14 protein-coding genes and 2 pseudogenes are annotated in these 14987 nt (G+C 70.2%); 8 read left to right on the top strand and 8 right to left on the bottom strand.

All coding sequences use genetic code 11. The annotated features are described in order from the left end of the window. Positions 1 to 43: 43 nt before the first annotated feature. On the bottom strand, positions 44 to 1708 hold the full coding sequence (locus ACIOKD_RS32420) for an alkaline phosphatase D family protein (RefSeq protein ID WP_402091105.1): 1665 nt from the start codon (positions 1706 to 1708) through the stop codon (positions 44 to 46). A gap of 288 nt (positions 1709 to 1996) precedes the next feature. Here ACIOKD_RS32420 and ACIOKD_RS32415 point away from each other — a divergent pair, with 288 nt between their 5' ends. Together ACIOKD_RS32415 and ACIOKD_RS32410 are read left to right on the top strand one after the other, a co-directional pair. Continuing rightward, the gene (locus tag ACIOKD_RS32415; protein ID WP_402091103.1) at positions 1997 to 2260 is read left to right on the top strand and encodes a hypothetical protein; all 264 of its coding nucleotides are present in this window, start codon (positions 1997 to 1999) and stop codon (positions 2258 to 2260) included. Positions 2261 to 2294: 34 nt separating this feature from the next. After that, positions 2295 to 2849, top strand: a complete 555-nt coding sequence (locus ACIOKD_RS32410; protein WP_402091100.1) for a hypothetical protein — start codon at positions 2295 to 2297, stop codon at positions 2847 to 2849. Here ACIOKD_RS32410 and ACIOKD_RS32405 read toward each other — a convergent pair. Both ACIOKD_RS32405 and ACIOKD_RS32400 read right to left on the bottom strand, forming a co-directional pair. Next, complete coding sequence (locus ACIOKD_RS32405; protein ID WP_402091097.1) at positions 2846 to 3505, bottom strand: CatB-related O-acetyltransferase; 660 nt, start codon at positions 3503 to 3505, stop codon at positions 2846 to 2848. The two genes, ACIOKD_RS32410 and ACIOKD_RS32405, sit on opposite strands and share 4 nt — an antisense overlap. A 91-nt stretch (positions 3506 to 3596) precedes the next feature. Continuing rightward, the gene (locus ACIOKD_RS32400) at positions 3597 to 4865 is read right to left on the bottom strand and encodes a HEAT repeat domain-containing protein (protein ID WP_402091095.1); all 1269 of its coding nucleotides are present in this window, start codon (positions 4863 to 4865) and stop codon (positions 3597 to 3599) included. 70 nt (positions 4866 to 4935) lie between these two features. Between ACIOKD_RS32400 and ACIOKD_RS32395 the strand changes: the two genes are divergently transcribed. Further along, positions 4936 to 5184, top strand: coding sequence for a hypothetical protein (locus tag ACIOKD_RS32395; protein ID WP_402091092.1), 249 nt, complete (start codon positions 4936 to 4938; stop codon positions 5182 to 5184). Positions 5185 to 5196: 12 nt separating this feature from the next. Here the strand turns inward: ACIOKD_RS32395 and ACIOKD_RS32390 are convergent, their stop codons facing one another. Then, a complete protein-coding gene (locus ACIOKD_RS32390; RefSeq protein WP_402091089.1) occupies positions 5197 to 6276 on the bottom strand; it encodes a protein kinase family protein in 1080 nt (359 codons plus the stop codon). Between the two features lie 294 nt (positions 6277 to 6570). On the opposite strand from ACIOKD_RS32390, the gene ACIOKD_RS32385 reads away from it, so the two are divergent. Further along, the gene (locus tag ACIOKD_RS32385) at positions 6571 to 7761 is read left to right on the top strand and encodes a PP2C family protein-serine/threonine phosphatase (protein ID WP_402091086.1); all 1191 of its coding nucleotides are present in this window, start codon (positions 6571 to 6573) and stop codon (positions 7759 to 7761) included. Between the two features lie 232 nt (positions 7762 to 7993). Here ACIOKD_RS32385 and ACIOKD_RS32380 read toward each other — a convergent pair whose 3' ends face one another. Then, positions 7994 to 9004, bottom strand: a complete 1011-nt coding sequence (locus ACIOKD_RS32380; protein WP_402091082.1) for an ArsR/SmtB family transcription factor — start codon at positions 9002 to 9004, stop codon at positions 7994 to 7996. 327 nt (positions 9005 to 9331) lie between these two features. On the opposite strand from ACIOKD_RS32380, the gene ppk2 reads away from it, so the two are divergent. The 3 genes and pseudogenes from ppk2 to ACIOKD_RS32365 form a co-directional block, all read left to right on the top strand. Beyond that, a complete protein-coding gene (gene ppk2, locus ACIOKD_RS32375; protein WP_402091080.1) occupies positions 9332 to 10318 on the top strand; it encodes a polyphosphate kinase 2 in 987 nt (328 codons plus the stop codon). A gap of 124 nt (positions 10319 to 10442) precedes the next feature. Then, positions 10443 to 10924, top strand: a pseudogene (locus tag ACIOKD_RS32370) (ArsR family transcriptional regulator). Between the two features lie 52 nt (positions 10925 to 10976). Further along, positions 10977 to 11318: pseudogene (locus ACIOKD_RS32365) on the top strand (MFS transporter); the annotation flags it as partial. A 13-nt stretch (positions 11319 to 11331) separates the two neighbouring features. On the opposite strand, the gene ACIOKD_RS32360 reads toward ACIOKD_RS32365, so the two are convergent. Next, positions 11332 to 12984, bottom strand: a complete 1653-nt coding sequence (locus tag ACIOKD_RS32360; RefSeq protein WP_402091078.1) for a protein kinase — start codon at positions 12982 to 12984, stop codon at positions 11332 to 11334. A 396-nt stretch (positions 12985 to 13380) separates the two neighbouring features. Here ACIOKD_RS32360 and ACIOKD_RS32355 point away from each other — a divergent pair, with 396 nt between their 5' ends. Then, positions 13381 to 13851, top strand: a complete 471-nt coding sequence (locus ACIOKD_RS32355; protein ID WP_402091076.1) for an ATP-binding protein — start codon at positions 13381 to 13383, stop codon at positions 13849 to 13851. A 170-nt stretch (positions 13852 to 14021) separates the two neighbouring features. Here the strand turns inward: ACIOKD_RS32355 and ACIOKD_RS32350 are convergent, their stop codons facing one another. Both ACIOKD_RS32350 and ykgO read right to left on the bottom strand, forming a co-directional pair. Beyond that, the gene (locus tag ACIOKD_RS32350; protein ID WP_402091074.1) at positions 14022 to 14588 is read right to left on the bottom strand and encodes a snapalysin family zinc-dependent metalloprotease; all 567 of its coding nucleotides are present in this window, start codon (positions 14586 to 14588) and stop codon (positions 14022 to 14024) included. Positions 14589 to 14784: 196 nt separating this feature from the next. Continuing rightward, complete coding sequence (gene ykgO, locus ACIOKD_RS32345) at positions 14785 to 14907, bottom strand: type B 50S ribosomal protein L36 (RefSeq protein WP_266451931.1); 123 nt, start codon at positions 14905 to 14907, stop codon at positions 14785 to 14787. Positions 14908 to 14987 lie beyond the last annotated feature (80 nt).

Raw genomic sequence — 14987 nt, 5'->3', positions numbered from 1 at the left:
GGACCGTCCGCGGGAGCAACGTCAGCGAGGCGGACGGCTCTCGTCACACGGGTTTGAGGCCCGGATCGCCCGCCTCGGTCACGAAGGACGCGGCCGTGGTGACCGGCGCGCCGGGCGTCGTCACCGCGGAGACGGTCCGGTAGTCGGCCCGGGCCTTCGCGCGGTCCAGGGAGACCCGCACATAGCCGCGCCGCCCGTTGTAGAACTTCAGGTGCGGGTTGGCCTTGTGGTACGTGTCCCAGTTGCCGGGCTTGTCCGCGCCGTCCTTGCCGCTCGCGACCGAGGTGGCGACGATCTCCGTGCCCAGCGTCTTCGACGCCGGGTCGTCGAAGTCCTCCTTGATGTCGAAGGCGTACCCGACGTGCACGTCCCCCGTCATGACGACCAGGTTGTCGACCTCTGCGGAGTCCGCGCCGTCGAGGACGCGCCGGCGCGAGGCGCGGTAGCCGTCCCAGGCGTCCATGGACGTCCTCGCCTCGGCGCCGAGATCGAACTTGCGCTGCGAGAAGCACACCTGTTGTGCCATGACGTTCCACAGGTTCCGCGAGGCACGCCAGCCGTCGATCAGCCACTTCTCCTGCGCCGCCCCCGTGATGGAGCGTTCCGGGTCGTCCGTCTCGGGACCGGGAGCGTGCAGCGTGTCCCCGTACGCCTGGTCGGAGCGGTACTGGCGGGTGTCGAGGACGTCGAACTGGGCGAGGGTGCCCCACTGGAGCCGGCGGTAGAGCTGTGCGTCCGGGCCGTTGGGCATCTGGGCGTTGCGCAGGGGCTGGTTCTCCCAGTGCGCCCGGTAGGCCGCCGCGCGCCGCAGCAGGAACTCCTGCGGCGGGTCGTTGTTCTCGCTGATCGCGCCCGCGTAGTTGTTCTCGGTCTCGTGGTCGTCCCAGGTGACGACGAAGGGATGCGTCGCGTGGGCCGCCCGCAGGTCAGGATCGCTCTTGTAGAGGGCGTAGCGCAGCCGGTAGTCGTCGAGGGTCTTGGTCTCACGGTTGTAGAGGTCCGGCAGCTTCCGGTCCGTGTAGTCGCGCGCGCCGCCCACGGAGTTGACGGCGTACTCGTAGAGGTAGTCGCCGAGGTGGAGGACCACGTCGACGTCGTCCTGGGCGAGATGGCGGTGCACGGTGAAGTACCCGTCGTGGTACGCCTGGCAGGCCACGGCCGCGTAGGTGAGCTTCGCGACGGCGGCCGTGGTGGCGGGCGCCGTGCGGGTACGGCCGGTGTCGCTGATCCAGGTCCCGGTCCTGAACCGGTAGTAGTAGACCCGGCCGGCTTCGAGACCCTCGACCTCCACGTGCAGGCTGTGGTTGTACTCGGGGAAGGCGACGGCGATGCCGTTGCGGACGACCAGGGCGAAGAGCTCGTCGGTGGCCACCTCCCACTCGACGGCCACGTACTGCCCGGGCAGACCGCCGCCCGGCTCGTACGGGGAGGGCGCGAGGCGGGTCCACAGCAGCACGGAGCTGGGCAGCGGGTCTCCGGAGGCGACGCCGAGCGTGAACGGATCAGTGGGGATCCTCGCCGCGTCCAGCTCCCCGGCGCCTGCCGCCCCGCGAGCCGGCAGGTTGGTGCCGAAGGCGAGGGCGGCGGCCGCGGCGGTGACCGTGAGGAAACGACGCCGCCCGAAATGCCGGGCGGCGGCGCGCAGTTCGGGGTCGTGTCGCGACGAGGTGTCCTGCGTCAGCGCTCTGCGACGGCCTGCCGGGGCCATGGAGGCCTCCTCTCGCGGTTGACGACACGCACAACGGACCCACCGGCTGCGTGCGACCGGGTCACGGGGCCGCAGGAAGTGGATCACCGCATGTTAAACAGATAAAGCTCACAAATACGGCAGGCGCGGGACGCGCGGAGCATTCGGGGCGGGTGCGTGAGGGCGCGTCCTGACCTCCGGAGCGTCAACGTCCGCTTGTCATGCCCGACTTGACCGGTTGCGGGCCCCGACACGGGGTACGCGAAAACCCCGTACGAACACGGGTGAACGTGGAAGGGAAGACGAGTCATGGCACTGCGAGGCAGCGCGACACCGCCATCCGAGCTGGGCACCCTGGAGCCCGGTACCAGGCAACGCGGGCAGCTGCGGGTGCGCCTCATGGACATCGCATGGACCGCGCTCTGCACCGTCCTGGCCCTGTGGGCCGTATGGAGCGTCTTCGGCGTGGCGAACGGGGCGACCGACTGGGCCTACTGCGCCGTGGCCTGGGTCCTCCTCGCCATCGCCCTGTCCCTGCGTGTCGCGACCGTCCGTCGGCGGACCCGGCTCTGACCGGGACCGACCCGAAACCAAGGAGTGCCGGACCATGGAACGCGTCAACACCCTGCTCGGCAAACACGTCTGGCTGCAGTTCGTCCTGTCGGTCCTCGTCGGCAGCGCCCTGATAGTGCTTCTGTTCCCAGGGCCCTCCGTGCTCTCCGTCGTGATCCGCACGACCGTCATCTCGGTCGGAGGCATCGCCGCCGTACTCGTCGCCCGGCGCAAGGAGAAGCGGGCCGCCGGCAGCACGGACAGTCTCGTCGTGCTGGACCGGAAGCTGCGCAAGGGTGATGTCCCCACCGATCCGGCGGAACGCGATGCCATGCGCGCACTGGTCGCGCAGCGCCTGCACCGCACCCGTCACCGCGTGCCGGCCCTGGTCCTCCTCACGGTCCTCTTCTGCTCGGTCACCCTCCTGACGGCCGCGACCGGCGGGCAGCGCCAGACCATCGGCGTCGCACTGCTCACCGTGGTCTTCGTCGGCTGGGGCATCTCCAACAGCTCCCTGCAGCAGCACCGCCTGCGCGCCATGGACGCGGCCCTGAGGAGCGAGGGCGCCGCACAGCGGTCCGACTGCTCGCCGGCCCAGGTCCAGGCTTAGCCCTTGGCCTTGTCCGAGCCCGGCGCCGCGGTCTCAAGGGCGTCGACGCTGCCGGACATGATGGTCCGGACATGCTCGCTGATGTGCTCGGCGGGCCAGTCCCACCAGGCGAGAGCCAGCAGCCGGGCGATGTCCTCGTCGGCGTACCGGCGCCGCAGGAGTCCGGCCGGGTTGCCGCCGACGATGCCGTAGTCGGGCACGTCGTCGACCACGACGGCCCCGGAGGCGATGATCGCCCCGTGACCGATACGGACCCCGGGCATCACCATGGTCCGGTACCCGAACCAGACGTCGTTGCCGACCACGGTGTCACCCCTGCCGGGCAGGCCGGTGATCAGGTCGAAGTGCTCGGCCCAGTCGCCTCCCATGATGGGGAAGGGGAACGTCGAGGGGCCGTCCATCCGGTGATTGGCGCCGTTCATGATGAACCGCACGCCTTCGCCCAGTGCGCAGTACTTACCGATCACCAGTTTCTCCGGCCCGTAGTGGTACAGCACGTTGCGGGTCTCGAAAGCCGTCGGATCGTCCGGATCGTCGTAGTAGGAGTACTCCCCCACCTCGATCAACGGCGAGGTGACCAGGGGGCGCAGCAGCACCACGCGGGGCTGCTCGGGCATCGGATGCACCACGTTCGGATCGGCGGGAACGGCCGGCATCACGGATCAACTCCTCGTATGTCGATGACGGGTCCCATGATCGCAAGCAAGCACGAGGCTGTGGGCCGGCAGGATCCGACCACCGGTACTCTCAGTCGGCTTCGGCCGCGTCCAGCAGTTTCCGCGCGGCGGCCCGGACCTCGGCCGAGGAGGTCTCGTCCGCCAGGCGGCGGAGGGCGGGGAGGGCCTCGTCGAGGCCGTCGAGGGCGTTGCATGTGCGCCAGGTCGCGTCCCTGCCGGAGGCGAGATGGGTGGTGAGCGCGTCCGCCACGGGACGGCGTTCCCAGAAGCGGAGGCCGTCGTGGACGAGTTCGCCCAGGCCCTCGACCGCTCCCGCACGCACCTCGGCTCCGGGATCACCGAGAAGCGGGATCAGCAGCCACACCGCGTCCCGTCCTCCCGCCCTGCCGACCGCCACCGCGGCGGCTCCCCTGGTGCTCGCAGGCAGCGCCGCGTCGGTGAGTGCTCCGCGGAGATGCTCCCCGGCGGTGTTGGTACCGATGTGTCCCAGAGCGGTGGCGGCCCACCGTCCGGCCCGGGGGTCGCCGAGCCACCGCACCGCGAGGCCGGTCACCCGCCGCTCGCCCCGCCACCCGAGTCCGCTCAGCAGCAGGCTCGCGACCTCCGGGTCCCGCTCCGTCCGCAGGGCCTCGACCAGGTCGTCCCGCAGCGAGGGCCTTTCCAGGTTCAGCAGCCGCGAGGCCACCGCGTACCGCACCTCGGGGGACGGGTCGCGCAGTCCGGTGAGCAGCGAATCGAGCAACCGCTCGCCGCAGCGCCTCGGCAGCATCTCCAGGGCCCGCGCCCGGGCCGCGCCCTCGCCCTCCCGGGCCGTGCGGATCACCTGCGCGCGGACGGCCGGGTCGTCGCGGAACCGGTACAGCAGCGTCCGGGCGCGTCCCCACACCGCGCCCCGCGGATCGTCGAGCAGCCGTGACACTGCCGCGGCATCGCCCGTCACGCCCAGCGCGTACAGGCCGACCAGGGCGTTGATCCGCAGGTGGTGGTCCGGATCGTCGAGCAGGCCCACGAATGCCTCCGTGACCGTGCGGCCCGTCAGCTTCAGCCGGATCGCGGCGACCGAGGCCCGGCGCCGCACCCATGGGCCCGTGTCACGCATCAGCCCCGGCAGCACTGTGCCGCCCGCTTCCGGGACTCCGAGCCGGCCGAGTCCGAGGGCCGCTGCCGCGCGCACCGCCGGTACGGGGTCGTCGGCCGCCTCGGCGAGGGCCCCGGCGTGCTCGGGCCGGCCGATCCTGCCGAGGCCTTTCGCCGCCGCCGCGCGTCGCCCCGGGTCCGCGTGCGGGCCGGTGTTCGCCAACTCTCGTAGAAAGTACGTGATTTGCTGTTCCGTTCCCATGGCACCCCCTGCAGGGGAGACTCATGAGACGCCGTGGGGTTGCGCTTCCACCGCCGGGCCCAGTGTTGCAGTGGCCGCGGAACGCCTCTTCGAGCCACCAGGCCCCGTGGTCCCGGGTCACTTTCGCGTCGATGAGCAGACGCTGCTCGGGGACCCGGCGCTGGACGACGTCCCCGCGACCACCGTGGACAAGGGCGCGGCCGACCTGTTCCGGTACACGCTGCGCTTCGACGGCCGTACGGTCGTCACGGACCGCTCCGCCGAGCGGCCGCCGCTCGACCGGCTCATCGACGCCCTCGGCACATGGCTGCCGACCTGACGGCCTGACGGGTCACGCCGGTGAGTCGCCGGACGCGCCGCGGACCGCACCGATCCGGTGCAGCTCCTTGAGCGGGTACGGCGTGTGCTTGCTCTCGTCCCTGAGCCTGCGGATGAAGTCCGCCATCACCGCGGCGAGCGGCGCGTCGCGGCTGAGGACTGCCGCGATCCCCGCCGGGACTCCGGCGGGACGCTCGCCGTCGGCATACGCCCGCACCTGCGCCGCACGCCTGTCTCTCCCGTAGAGGGCGGCGACCAGCCAGTTCACCAGATAGCCGACCGAGTAGCAGCGGTCGTAGCCGCGATGCCGGTCGAAGAAGGCGCGCTCCTCCCGCGACAGCTCGAACATGGAGGAGAGGGCGAGGCCGTAGTCCGCGAAGTAGAGACGCTCGCCGTCCGTGAGGATGTTCTCGAAGTGGGTGTCGAAGTGCAGCAGGCCTCGGCTGTTCATGAAGGAGGTGCCTGCTTCCAGGCCGCTCTCCACCATGGCACAGGCCCGGTCGGCGCTCTCGTCACCGGCGGCCAGTCGCCGCCCCAGCCACTGGTGCAGGTTCTGCGGGACGTACTCCAGGAACAGCGCGATGCTCGCCGAAGACCGGCGCAGGGCGTCGATCCGTCGGCGTACCGCCGCTCCGCCGCTGTCCCAGCTCGCGGTGGCCCGTTCCATGTCGGCCAGTTCCCCGAACAGGGGCGCCGAGTCCGGCAGGACCCGCCAGTGGTGCATCAGGGGGAAGCCGTCGTACTCGCCCCCGAGCACCCAGTTCGTCGTCATCGTGTGCACGGCGAGTTCCCTCCAGGCCCCGAACCCCGGCCCGCCGACGCCGTACTGGCTGAAGAGCGGCAGCTCGAACAGGTTCGCCGTGGATCGTATGTTCCCCGGCTGCTGTTCGAGGTCGGTGAGGGGCACCCGCTTCACGAAGACCCGCGTTCCGCCGACCTCCAGCAGGGTCGTCCTGCCTCCGATGCCGACACCGGTCGTCCCGGCGGCGTTCAGGAGCTCCTGGAGCGCCCGGTCACTGTGCAGGGCCAGGGCCGTGGAGACGGCTCCATGGGCCGTGAGCCGCGCACTCCGGCCCGTACCGCCACGCTTCACCGCTGACTCCTCTGCCGCACCGTGCCATCTCCATCGCGCACGACGGAACACGGCTGAACCTGGCTGAACCTTGCTGGACACCGGTCTTGACACACCTTGCGGGCTCCTCGCCGGGGGTACGACCGCCCGCGCGCGCCGGGGGTTGTACGCGGGGTGGCGAGCGCGTAAATCGAGGGCCTCTGTGCACACCCCCAGAGCTCGGACATGTGTTCGAGAATGCCCTCATGATGAATCACCGTAAGTGAGGTCGAAGAAACTCGGGGCAGAAGGAACGGAATCCGATGGGAGGTCGTCGTGGATGGTGGAGATCTGGAATTGGGTGAGCTGCTGGCCTCTGCGGAGGCCGCGCCGCCCGGGGAGTCGGTCGACGTGGTCGCACGCAACCTGCAGAAGCGGTTCGGTGCGGAGCACGTGTCGTTCCTGTTCGTCGACCTCATCGGCCATCGGCTCGTACGGCTGACCGCGGCCTTCCAGGACGATGTCGCGGAGCTGACCGAGCCGATCGATCTGCGGGGCAGCGTGCACGGCATGGTGCTGCGCAGCCAGCGCCAGCACGTGGAGGCGGACGGTCAGGGCAACCGGCGCATCATCACGCCCGTGTCCAACCGCGGGGACTGCATCGGCGTACTCGAAGTCACCCTGCAGTACGCGGACGACACCGTGCTGAGACAGATCCGGGAAGCGGCACACGCGCTGGCCTACATCATCGTCACGGACCGCCGCTTCACCGACCTGTACCACCTGCGTCGGCGCACCACCGACGCCAGCCTGGCCGCCGAGATCCAGCACCAGTTGCTTCCCACGGCGTCCAGTTGCGAGTCGTCGCAGTTCACGCTCGCCGCGGGGCTGGTCCCGGCCGACGACATCGGTGGCGACACCTACGACTACACCCTGGACCGCGACACCCTGCATCTGTCGATCACCGACGCCATGGGCCACGACACCGATTCCGCTCTGCTGGCCACCTTGCTGCTCGGTGCGCTGCGTGGGGCCCGCCGCAGCGGCTGCGACCCGGTCAAACAGGCGCAGCGGGCCCACCAGGCCCTGCTGAAGCACCGCCGAGGTCTGGCCACCGGGCAACTGCTGTGCATCGACCTCGCGTCAGGTGTCTGCCGACTGGTCAACGCCGGCCATCCCTGGCCGATGCGGCTGCGCGACGGCACGGTCGAAGAGATCGAACTCGCCGTCAATCTGCCGTTCGGCGTACCGGCGCCGATCCCCTACCGCGAGCAGAAACTGCACCTGCGGGCCGGAGACCGGCTGATACTGCTCACCGACGGCATGCAGGACCGCGGTGCCGCCGCCGTCGATCTGGCGGGGATCGTCCACGACACCCGCGCGCTGCATCCCCGGGAGGCCGTCCGGACCCTGACGGCCACGGTCACGGAGGCCTGCCGGGGCAACCTCAGCGACGACGCCACGGTCCTGATCCTGGACTGGCACGGCAACCGTGCTCCGGCACGGGAAACAGCCGCGGCGAGCTGACGCCGCACGACCGCGGACGGCCTCTCCTCGCCCGCCACCCGTGCCACCCGTGTACTAGGGCGTGTTTCGAAAGTCCCGTCTGCCCGGCGACGCCATGCACGCACTCTCACCGCACCGGGCGCAGACCCAAGTACGATCCAGTACGAGGGTCTGCGCCCGGCACGCCGAGAGCACGCACCTGACGCCGCCGGGCCCGCCCTCCGGGCGGACGACGCTACTTTCGAAACACGCCCTAGCCCCTTCCCAAGGGCGCCTGCGGAATGCGCCGGTGGCCGTCCAGCAACGCGCCTCCGAGCGTGGTGGCGCTGTGGTGAACGCTCTGTCCGCGGCGCTGCGTGACGATCAGGCCCGAGTCGCGCAGCGCCGCGGCGTGCTGCGAGACCGACGCCGGGGAGATCACGAGCCGCCGGGCCAGATCACTGGTCGACCCGCCGTGGTCCGCGACGGCCGCCAGCACGTCGGCGCGGGTCCTCCCCAGCAGGGTGCCCAGCGCCTCGCGGGCGTCACGGCCCGCGCCGTCATAGGCCTGCGACCACCCGAGATCGTGGGCGACCGGGTAGACGACCACGGGAGGGAGGTCGGGATCGCGCAGCGTGATGGGCGCCCGCCAGCAGAAGAAGGAGGGCAGTAACAGCAGACCGCGGCCGTCGAGACGGATGTCGCGATCGTAGGCGCTGGCCACGGTGAGGACACCGGGCTGCCAGCGCAGGGAGGGGTGCAGGGTGGACAGCATGCCCTCGGTGCCCCCGTCCAGGAGCGCCCGCACCCGGACAGCGCGATCCGCTTCGATCGAGTTCCGCACCTCGGCCCAGTACGGCCGCAGCGCGACGTCGAAGTAGCCGCGCATGGCCGCACCGAGGCTGCGCATCGCGTCGGAGCCCGCCTCGGCCAGCGACAGGGTTCGCGCCCCGAGGTTCCGGGCCGCGGCGAGACGTGCGATGTCACGCCTGAGCCCACCGCGCGGGGTGGACAGAACGGCGTCGATACCCGTTTCGAGTTCCCCCCGGTCAGGCACCGGAGTGAGGAAGTCGGCTGAATACCCACGGGGCGGCGTCAGATCGAACAGCAGGCGGGTGCTGCCGGGCAAGCGGTGGCGGATGCGCCGTTTCCACGCCCCGAAGACGACCGATCCGTCGTTCCCGCCGAGCACATGCAGGCTGAGCAACAGCTCCCACAGGGGATCCGGGCCGCCCGCCATCCGGATACGGGCCATATCTGCGTCCGTGAAGTGGAACTTGAGCATGGTTCCCCCGTGTGCGTTCCTCACTTGAGTCGTCCCGTACCCACTTAAGAGCCGTCAGGCGAGGGGGGAGTTGCACGAGGGCCGGGAACCGGGCGCGCAATGGCCGGATCCGTTCGGCCCGTCGTCAGGGGGCGCACGGCCCGTGGAGATGGGTCCCGCCGTGATGGAGCGCGGCGTCGGGGTACTGGGCAGATGACATCCGGGACGGGCGGCCTTGACCGTTCCGCACGGCGCCGGACACTCGGTCGCACGCCATTTCGACGGAGGCGGGACTCATACGCCGGTCCGTCGGCGGGCGCGGCTGCCCCGGCTACGAAGGGACCACATGTGGCTGACCCTCTGAACGCACCCGCCTCCGTCGGCGGAGACGAATCGTCCGTCGAGACGGAGTTGCTGGCCGGGCTGCTGGTGAACGAGGAGCGACCCGAGCAGCCTGTCCTCCTGGACGGCGAGGGCAAACCCCTCGACACCTGGCGCGAGAACTACCCGTACGAGAAGAAGTTGCGCCGTCAGTCCTACGAGCGGCAGAAGCGGATCCTGCAGATCGAGCTCCTCAAGCTGCAGAAGTGGGTGCGGGACACCGGCCGGCGGATCGTCGTGGTGTGCGAGGGACGCGACGCGGCGGGCAAGGGCGGCACCATCAAGCGGTTCACCGAACGTCTGAACCCGCGCAGTGCCCACGTGGTGGCGCTGGACAAGCCCACCGAGAAGGAAGCCGGGCAGTGGTACTTCCAGCGTTACGTCCCCCATCTCCCGGGGGCCGGCGAAATAGTCTTCTTCGACCGGTCCTGGTACAACCGGGCCGGGGTCGAACGCGTCATGGGCTTCTGCACCCCGGCCGAGTACCGGCTCTTCCACACTCAGGCGCCCGTCTTCGAGAAGATGCTCACCGACGAGGGCATCACGCTGGTCAAGTTCTGGTTCTCGGTGTCGCGCGGTGAACAGCGCACCCGGTTCGCCATCCGCCAGGTCGACCCCGTCCGGCAGTGGAAACTGTCCCCCACCGACCTGGCCTCCCTCGACCTGTGGGACGCCTACACGGAGGCGAAGGTCGACATGTTCCGTGCGACGGACACCCCGTACGCGCCGTGGACCGTGGTGAAGAGCAACGACAAGCGCCGTGCCCGCCTCGAAGCCATGCGTCATGTGCTCCTGCTCTGCGACTACACGGCGAAGGACGAGGAGGCCGTCGGCACGGCCGATCCACGGATCATCGGCTCCGCGAACACGCTGCTGGAGAGCGGCGAGGAACCGACGGACCTCTCCCCCACCCCACTGTCTCCCCACACCGAGGGCCCCGGCCGCCACCCCTAGGAGCGATCGCGCCGCTCTGGGAGCCGCCGAACAGCGGAAGACCGTCAACTCGCACAGGTTCTTCGCAAAGAGCCCTTCGCAAACAAGTCTTGGCGAAGAACTCTTTGCGGTCTACACGGCCGTTCTGGACGCCAAGGGGCTACGGGCCCTCGCGCACCCGGTCCGGGTGCAGTTGCTGGGGTTGCTGCGAAAGCACGGCGCGTCGACGGCCACCGAACGCGGCAACGCTGGTGGCGGTCGGCGCACAGCAGGACGTGGTTCAACGACCACGATCTGGTCGAGCGGGAGCCGGAGGCGACCCTGGCTTATCTGCAGTCCGTCGCCGCCGTCCACACCGCGCGCACGGAGCGGGCACTGGGCGAGCTCCAGACCATGCCCCGGGCGTGGCGGGACACCTTCGACATGAGCGACTGGGTCCTGCGGCTGACCCCCGAGGAAGCCTCCGGTCTCTACGAGGAGTTGCGGGGTGTCGTCGGCCGCTATCGCCAGGACACGCCCGAGGCCGCGGCGTCGGCGCCCGAGGGAGCCGAACGGTTCTCCGTGATCACCCACCTGCTGCCGGAGCCGGGTACGTCCGAGGCGGACCCGAACCCGGACAAGTCGTGACGGACACCGCCCCGGACACGGACCACTTATCCGGAAAGGGCGCGTTACGGAGGGTGCCGTACTTGTCGTCTTCGCTGTGAGCGGGTTCGGCGCGGGCTTCATCAACCCGGTCATCGGCGCCGTCTTCTTCGAGCGCATTCCACGCCCCCTGCTGGGCCGGGTCAACGCGCTCGGTGATTCGCTGGCCTGGTCCGGCATCCCCCTCGGCGGGCTGATCGCGGGAGCGGCCGTGGCCGCCGTCGGACTGGCACCGGTGCTGTCGGCCGGCGGCATCGCGTACCTCCTCACCACGAGCCTGACCGGACTGCGACCCGAATGGCACGCCATGGATCACACCCGCGGAGGCACGGGCGGACGCACAGGCGAGCACACACGCGGTCCGACGGAAAGCTGATCGGGGGGACCGATCAGTCCGGCAGCCCACGGAAGGTCGCCAGGAAAGTCCTCAACGCCTGCTGGTTGCCCGCGTTTCCCCAGTCGGCGGCCGGTGTCGCCCAGCGGATCGAGAAACCCTCGCCGCCCCCGAGGAGAAACCCACGGCCGAAGGTACGCACCCGGGTGCCCTCGGACTCGTCGACCCACTCCATGTCCGCGGCCTCGCGCCCCTGGTACGTCGTCGCGCGGATCGCGCCCAACCGGTCGTAGCCGGACTCCTTTCGCAGCGATGGCTCGACGGTGTCCCGCCACACGGCCACCGGGTCGGAGCCGACCCGCGTGCTGTAGGTGACGGCCAGGTCCCGCGGATCGCCGTCGGCGCCGAAGACGACCCGGTAGGAGCCGTCCCCTGCGCGGTTCGTGCCGAGTCGCTTCCAGCCCTTGGGAAGGGCGACGGCGAAGCCCTCCGACGCCGTGAAGACGCGGAAACCTGCCGGGAGCTTCCCCGCACCTGAGGAAGAGGACGCGGACGAGGAAGAGGGCGAAGGGGAGGAGGAAGCGGATGCGGTGGAGGACGCGGAGGGCGAGGGGGAGGTCGTGGGGGACGCGGTACCGGACGGTGGCGTACCCGCTCCGTTCCCGTCGCCGGTCGGGACGGGGCCGGTGCGCGAGGCCGTCGCGTCGGACGCCGAGACGTCGTCCCCCGAACCGTCGCCGGTCGCGGCGAGAGCGGTCATCGTCACGGCGACGACAGCGGCCACCGCGGTCCCGATGAGCGCCGCACGGCCGAGGTGTTTTCCGCCCCGGGCCATGCTCAGCACGCGGTGAGCCGAGGGCCGTGACTCCGGAAGCGACGCCTCCGCGGCGGCGGGATCCTCGTTCACGATACGGACGAGGGCGTCGCGGACCACGGGCCCCGTGAGGCGTTCGCGGGAGTCCTTGCGGAGCAGTCCCTGCATGATCCGGGCGAGCGGGCCGGCGTGCCGCGGGCTGCGCAGCGGCAACCTCACGATCGCCTTGAGGGTCGCATCGGACTGGCCGCGGTCACGGAAGGGCGGGCGCCCCTCGGTCATCGTGTAGAGCAGCGCACCGAGCGCCCACAGGTCGGCCGACGAGCCGTAGGACCCGCCACGGGCCTGCTCCGGGGCCGCGTACGCCGGGGCGCCGATCCGTGCCGTGGGACCGGCGCCCGCCAGACCGTACCCGGAGACGACCACGCCGCCGTGGTCGCGAACGAACACCTGGCCCAGGCTCAACTCGCCGTGCACGAGGCCCTCGCCGTGCCCCGACTCCAGCACGTCCAGGACGTCGAGCCCGATACGGGCGGCCCGCGCGTGGTCGAGCGGCCCGTACTGGTCGAGGAACTCGCCCAGGGGCATCCCGTCGATCCATTCGACGACCGTCCAGAGGCTGCCGGACTCCTCGACGACGTCGATGACGCTCGCCACCCCGCCCGGACACCGCAGTCCCATGACCTCGGACGCGTGTCTGATCCGTGCGGCGGCAGGCCCGGCCCAATTCTCCACCGGATCGGGCGGCAGCTGCGTCTGTGTCAGCAGCCGCGGACGCGCGTACTCGATGTCCTCCCCGTACCAGCAGACGCAGCCCACCTCGTGGTGGACGACCTCTTGAAGCCGGTACCTTCCGGCGACCCACTCATTTGCAGCGGCACCCGCGTTGCCCATGTCCATCCCTCGCTGAAGCCTTGCTCCCGGTCACCAGGGATACGCAGGGAGCCATGTCCCGCGTTCAAAGGATCCGCGATCGCTGATGGTCGATGTGCCTGCCTGCCGAACCTTGTTCCGGGGCGTGCCAGGAACAGCCGCAAGGCGAAGAACGGGCTCGCGAGAACGGCGGGAAAGCGGGACGTGCGACCTCCCCAGGCTCCACGTCCCGCTTTCCCGCGACATGGGGCCACTACCCGCGCTCTTCGGGCTTACTCCCACCGGTATGCGCGGCGGATCTTCCGTTTCCGCCTGGAAGTCCTCGCCGGATCACCCGGTCGAATTTCGCCGACAGCGGATGCGTAGGTCGCGAAAGAGGGGGTACATGCGGGCGAGCACCGGGTGAGGACGGACTGCATGGAATCTTTGATCAAGGGCGGAGGCCGTATGGCGCCGCAGCGTGGCCGTATAGAGACCACTGTTGCTCTGGAAGGCGATTCGCTCTGCATCGCCGAGGCCCGTCATCTCGCGGCCGACTTCCTGTCACAGGCCCAGGCCGAACACGGCGTGCCGGTCACGGCCCGGGCGATGGACCTGACCCAGCTGGTGGTGAGCGAACTGGTCACCAACGCCCTGAAATACGCGCCGGGGCCGGTCCTGCTCGCTCTGCGGATCGTCGGCGGCCTGCTTGAGGTGGCCGTCTGGGACAGCGATCCGGTACTGCCGGTGGCCAGGGCGGCGGACCCTGGACGGGTGGGGCAGCACGGCCTGGAGATCGTCATGGCCGTCTGTGAGGGCTTCGAGGTCCGAAGAGAGCCGGTCGGCAAACACATCACGGCCCGGATCGGGCTGCTCGCCGACACCCACGCCGACGTCGACACCCACTGACAGGCGTACCGGGGCAGACCTGGACTTCGGATCGGGCGCGTACGCCCCGGAACGCCACATGCGTTCCGGGGCGTACGGGCGTACGGCTCCCTGCGAGTCGCGAGTCGGTGCTTGGTGCCTAATGCCTGGTGCCTGGTGCTCGGCGACTCGGTGACTCGGCGCGCGTCGAGTCAGTCCACGATCATGACGCCGACCGGTACCGCTCCGCCCGTCCGCGTGAGTTCACCGCCGAAGTTGCCCTCGACCTCGGCCTTCTCCGCCGCGTTCGGGTAGGGGTTCGTGCACGCGGTTCCCGCGCTGGAACCGGACATCAGACTCGAACACGGGCCCGGCTTACGGTCCGGCAGACCGAGGATGTGCCCCAGTTCGTGGGCGGAGATGCGGATCGTGTTGTAACCCTGATCGACTGCCTGCCGCCCGATGTAGACGGTTCCGTTGCCGAGCGAGGTGGTCTGGGCGCGGGGCCAGCCGTTGTCCGCCAGGACCCGTATGTTGGCGCGTTGTCCGGACGCGGCGGGCTGCAGTTCGACGGCGTCGACGCTTTCGTTCCAGATCGCGGCACCTCGGTCCACCGCGGTCCTGAACTCCGCGGAACCGCTCGCGTCGTAGGTCAGGACCCGGGCGGCGGCGATGTGGTCCGCGACCGGGGCCGGGGCGGCCACGGCCTGGCCACCCAGCAGGGAAAAGGTCACCGCCAGGACGGCGGCGAGTCCACTGGTCAGTTTACGGACGTGCATGGTCGACCTCCTTGTGGGGGGAAGGTAGTCGTGCACATGACATGACATGACATTCCCTGGCTCCCTGCCCAGCGAGGACGGACGCCAATCCGTCAATCCGGCCGCGTGCGACCGAGGCGATGAGATCGACCGTGACACGGACAGGGCCCGGCCCCCCTTTTTTGGGGGGCCGGGCCCAGCCGCGTGCCGCGTCGCGTCAGCCCTGACGGGCCTTGAAACGCGGATCCTTCTTGTTGATCACGAAGACCACGCCCCGCCGGCGCACCACCTGCGCTCCGGGCTTGGACTTCAGCGAACGCAACGACTTGCGCACCTTCATGACCGCGTTCTCCTCCCGCCGGGACTCCGGCCGGTCGTCATCGACTCATCGGGGCGTCGGGGCGTCGACTCATCGGGCGT

Origin of the sequence: Streptomyces sp. NPDC087844, from assembly GCF_044742785.1 — a bacterium.
Classification (GTDB): domain Bacteria; phylum Actinomycetota; class Actinomycetes; order Streptomycetales; family Streptomycetaceae; genus Streptomyces.
This window is presented reverse-complemented; position numbering and strand designations above follow the sequence as displayed.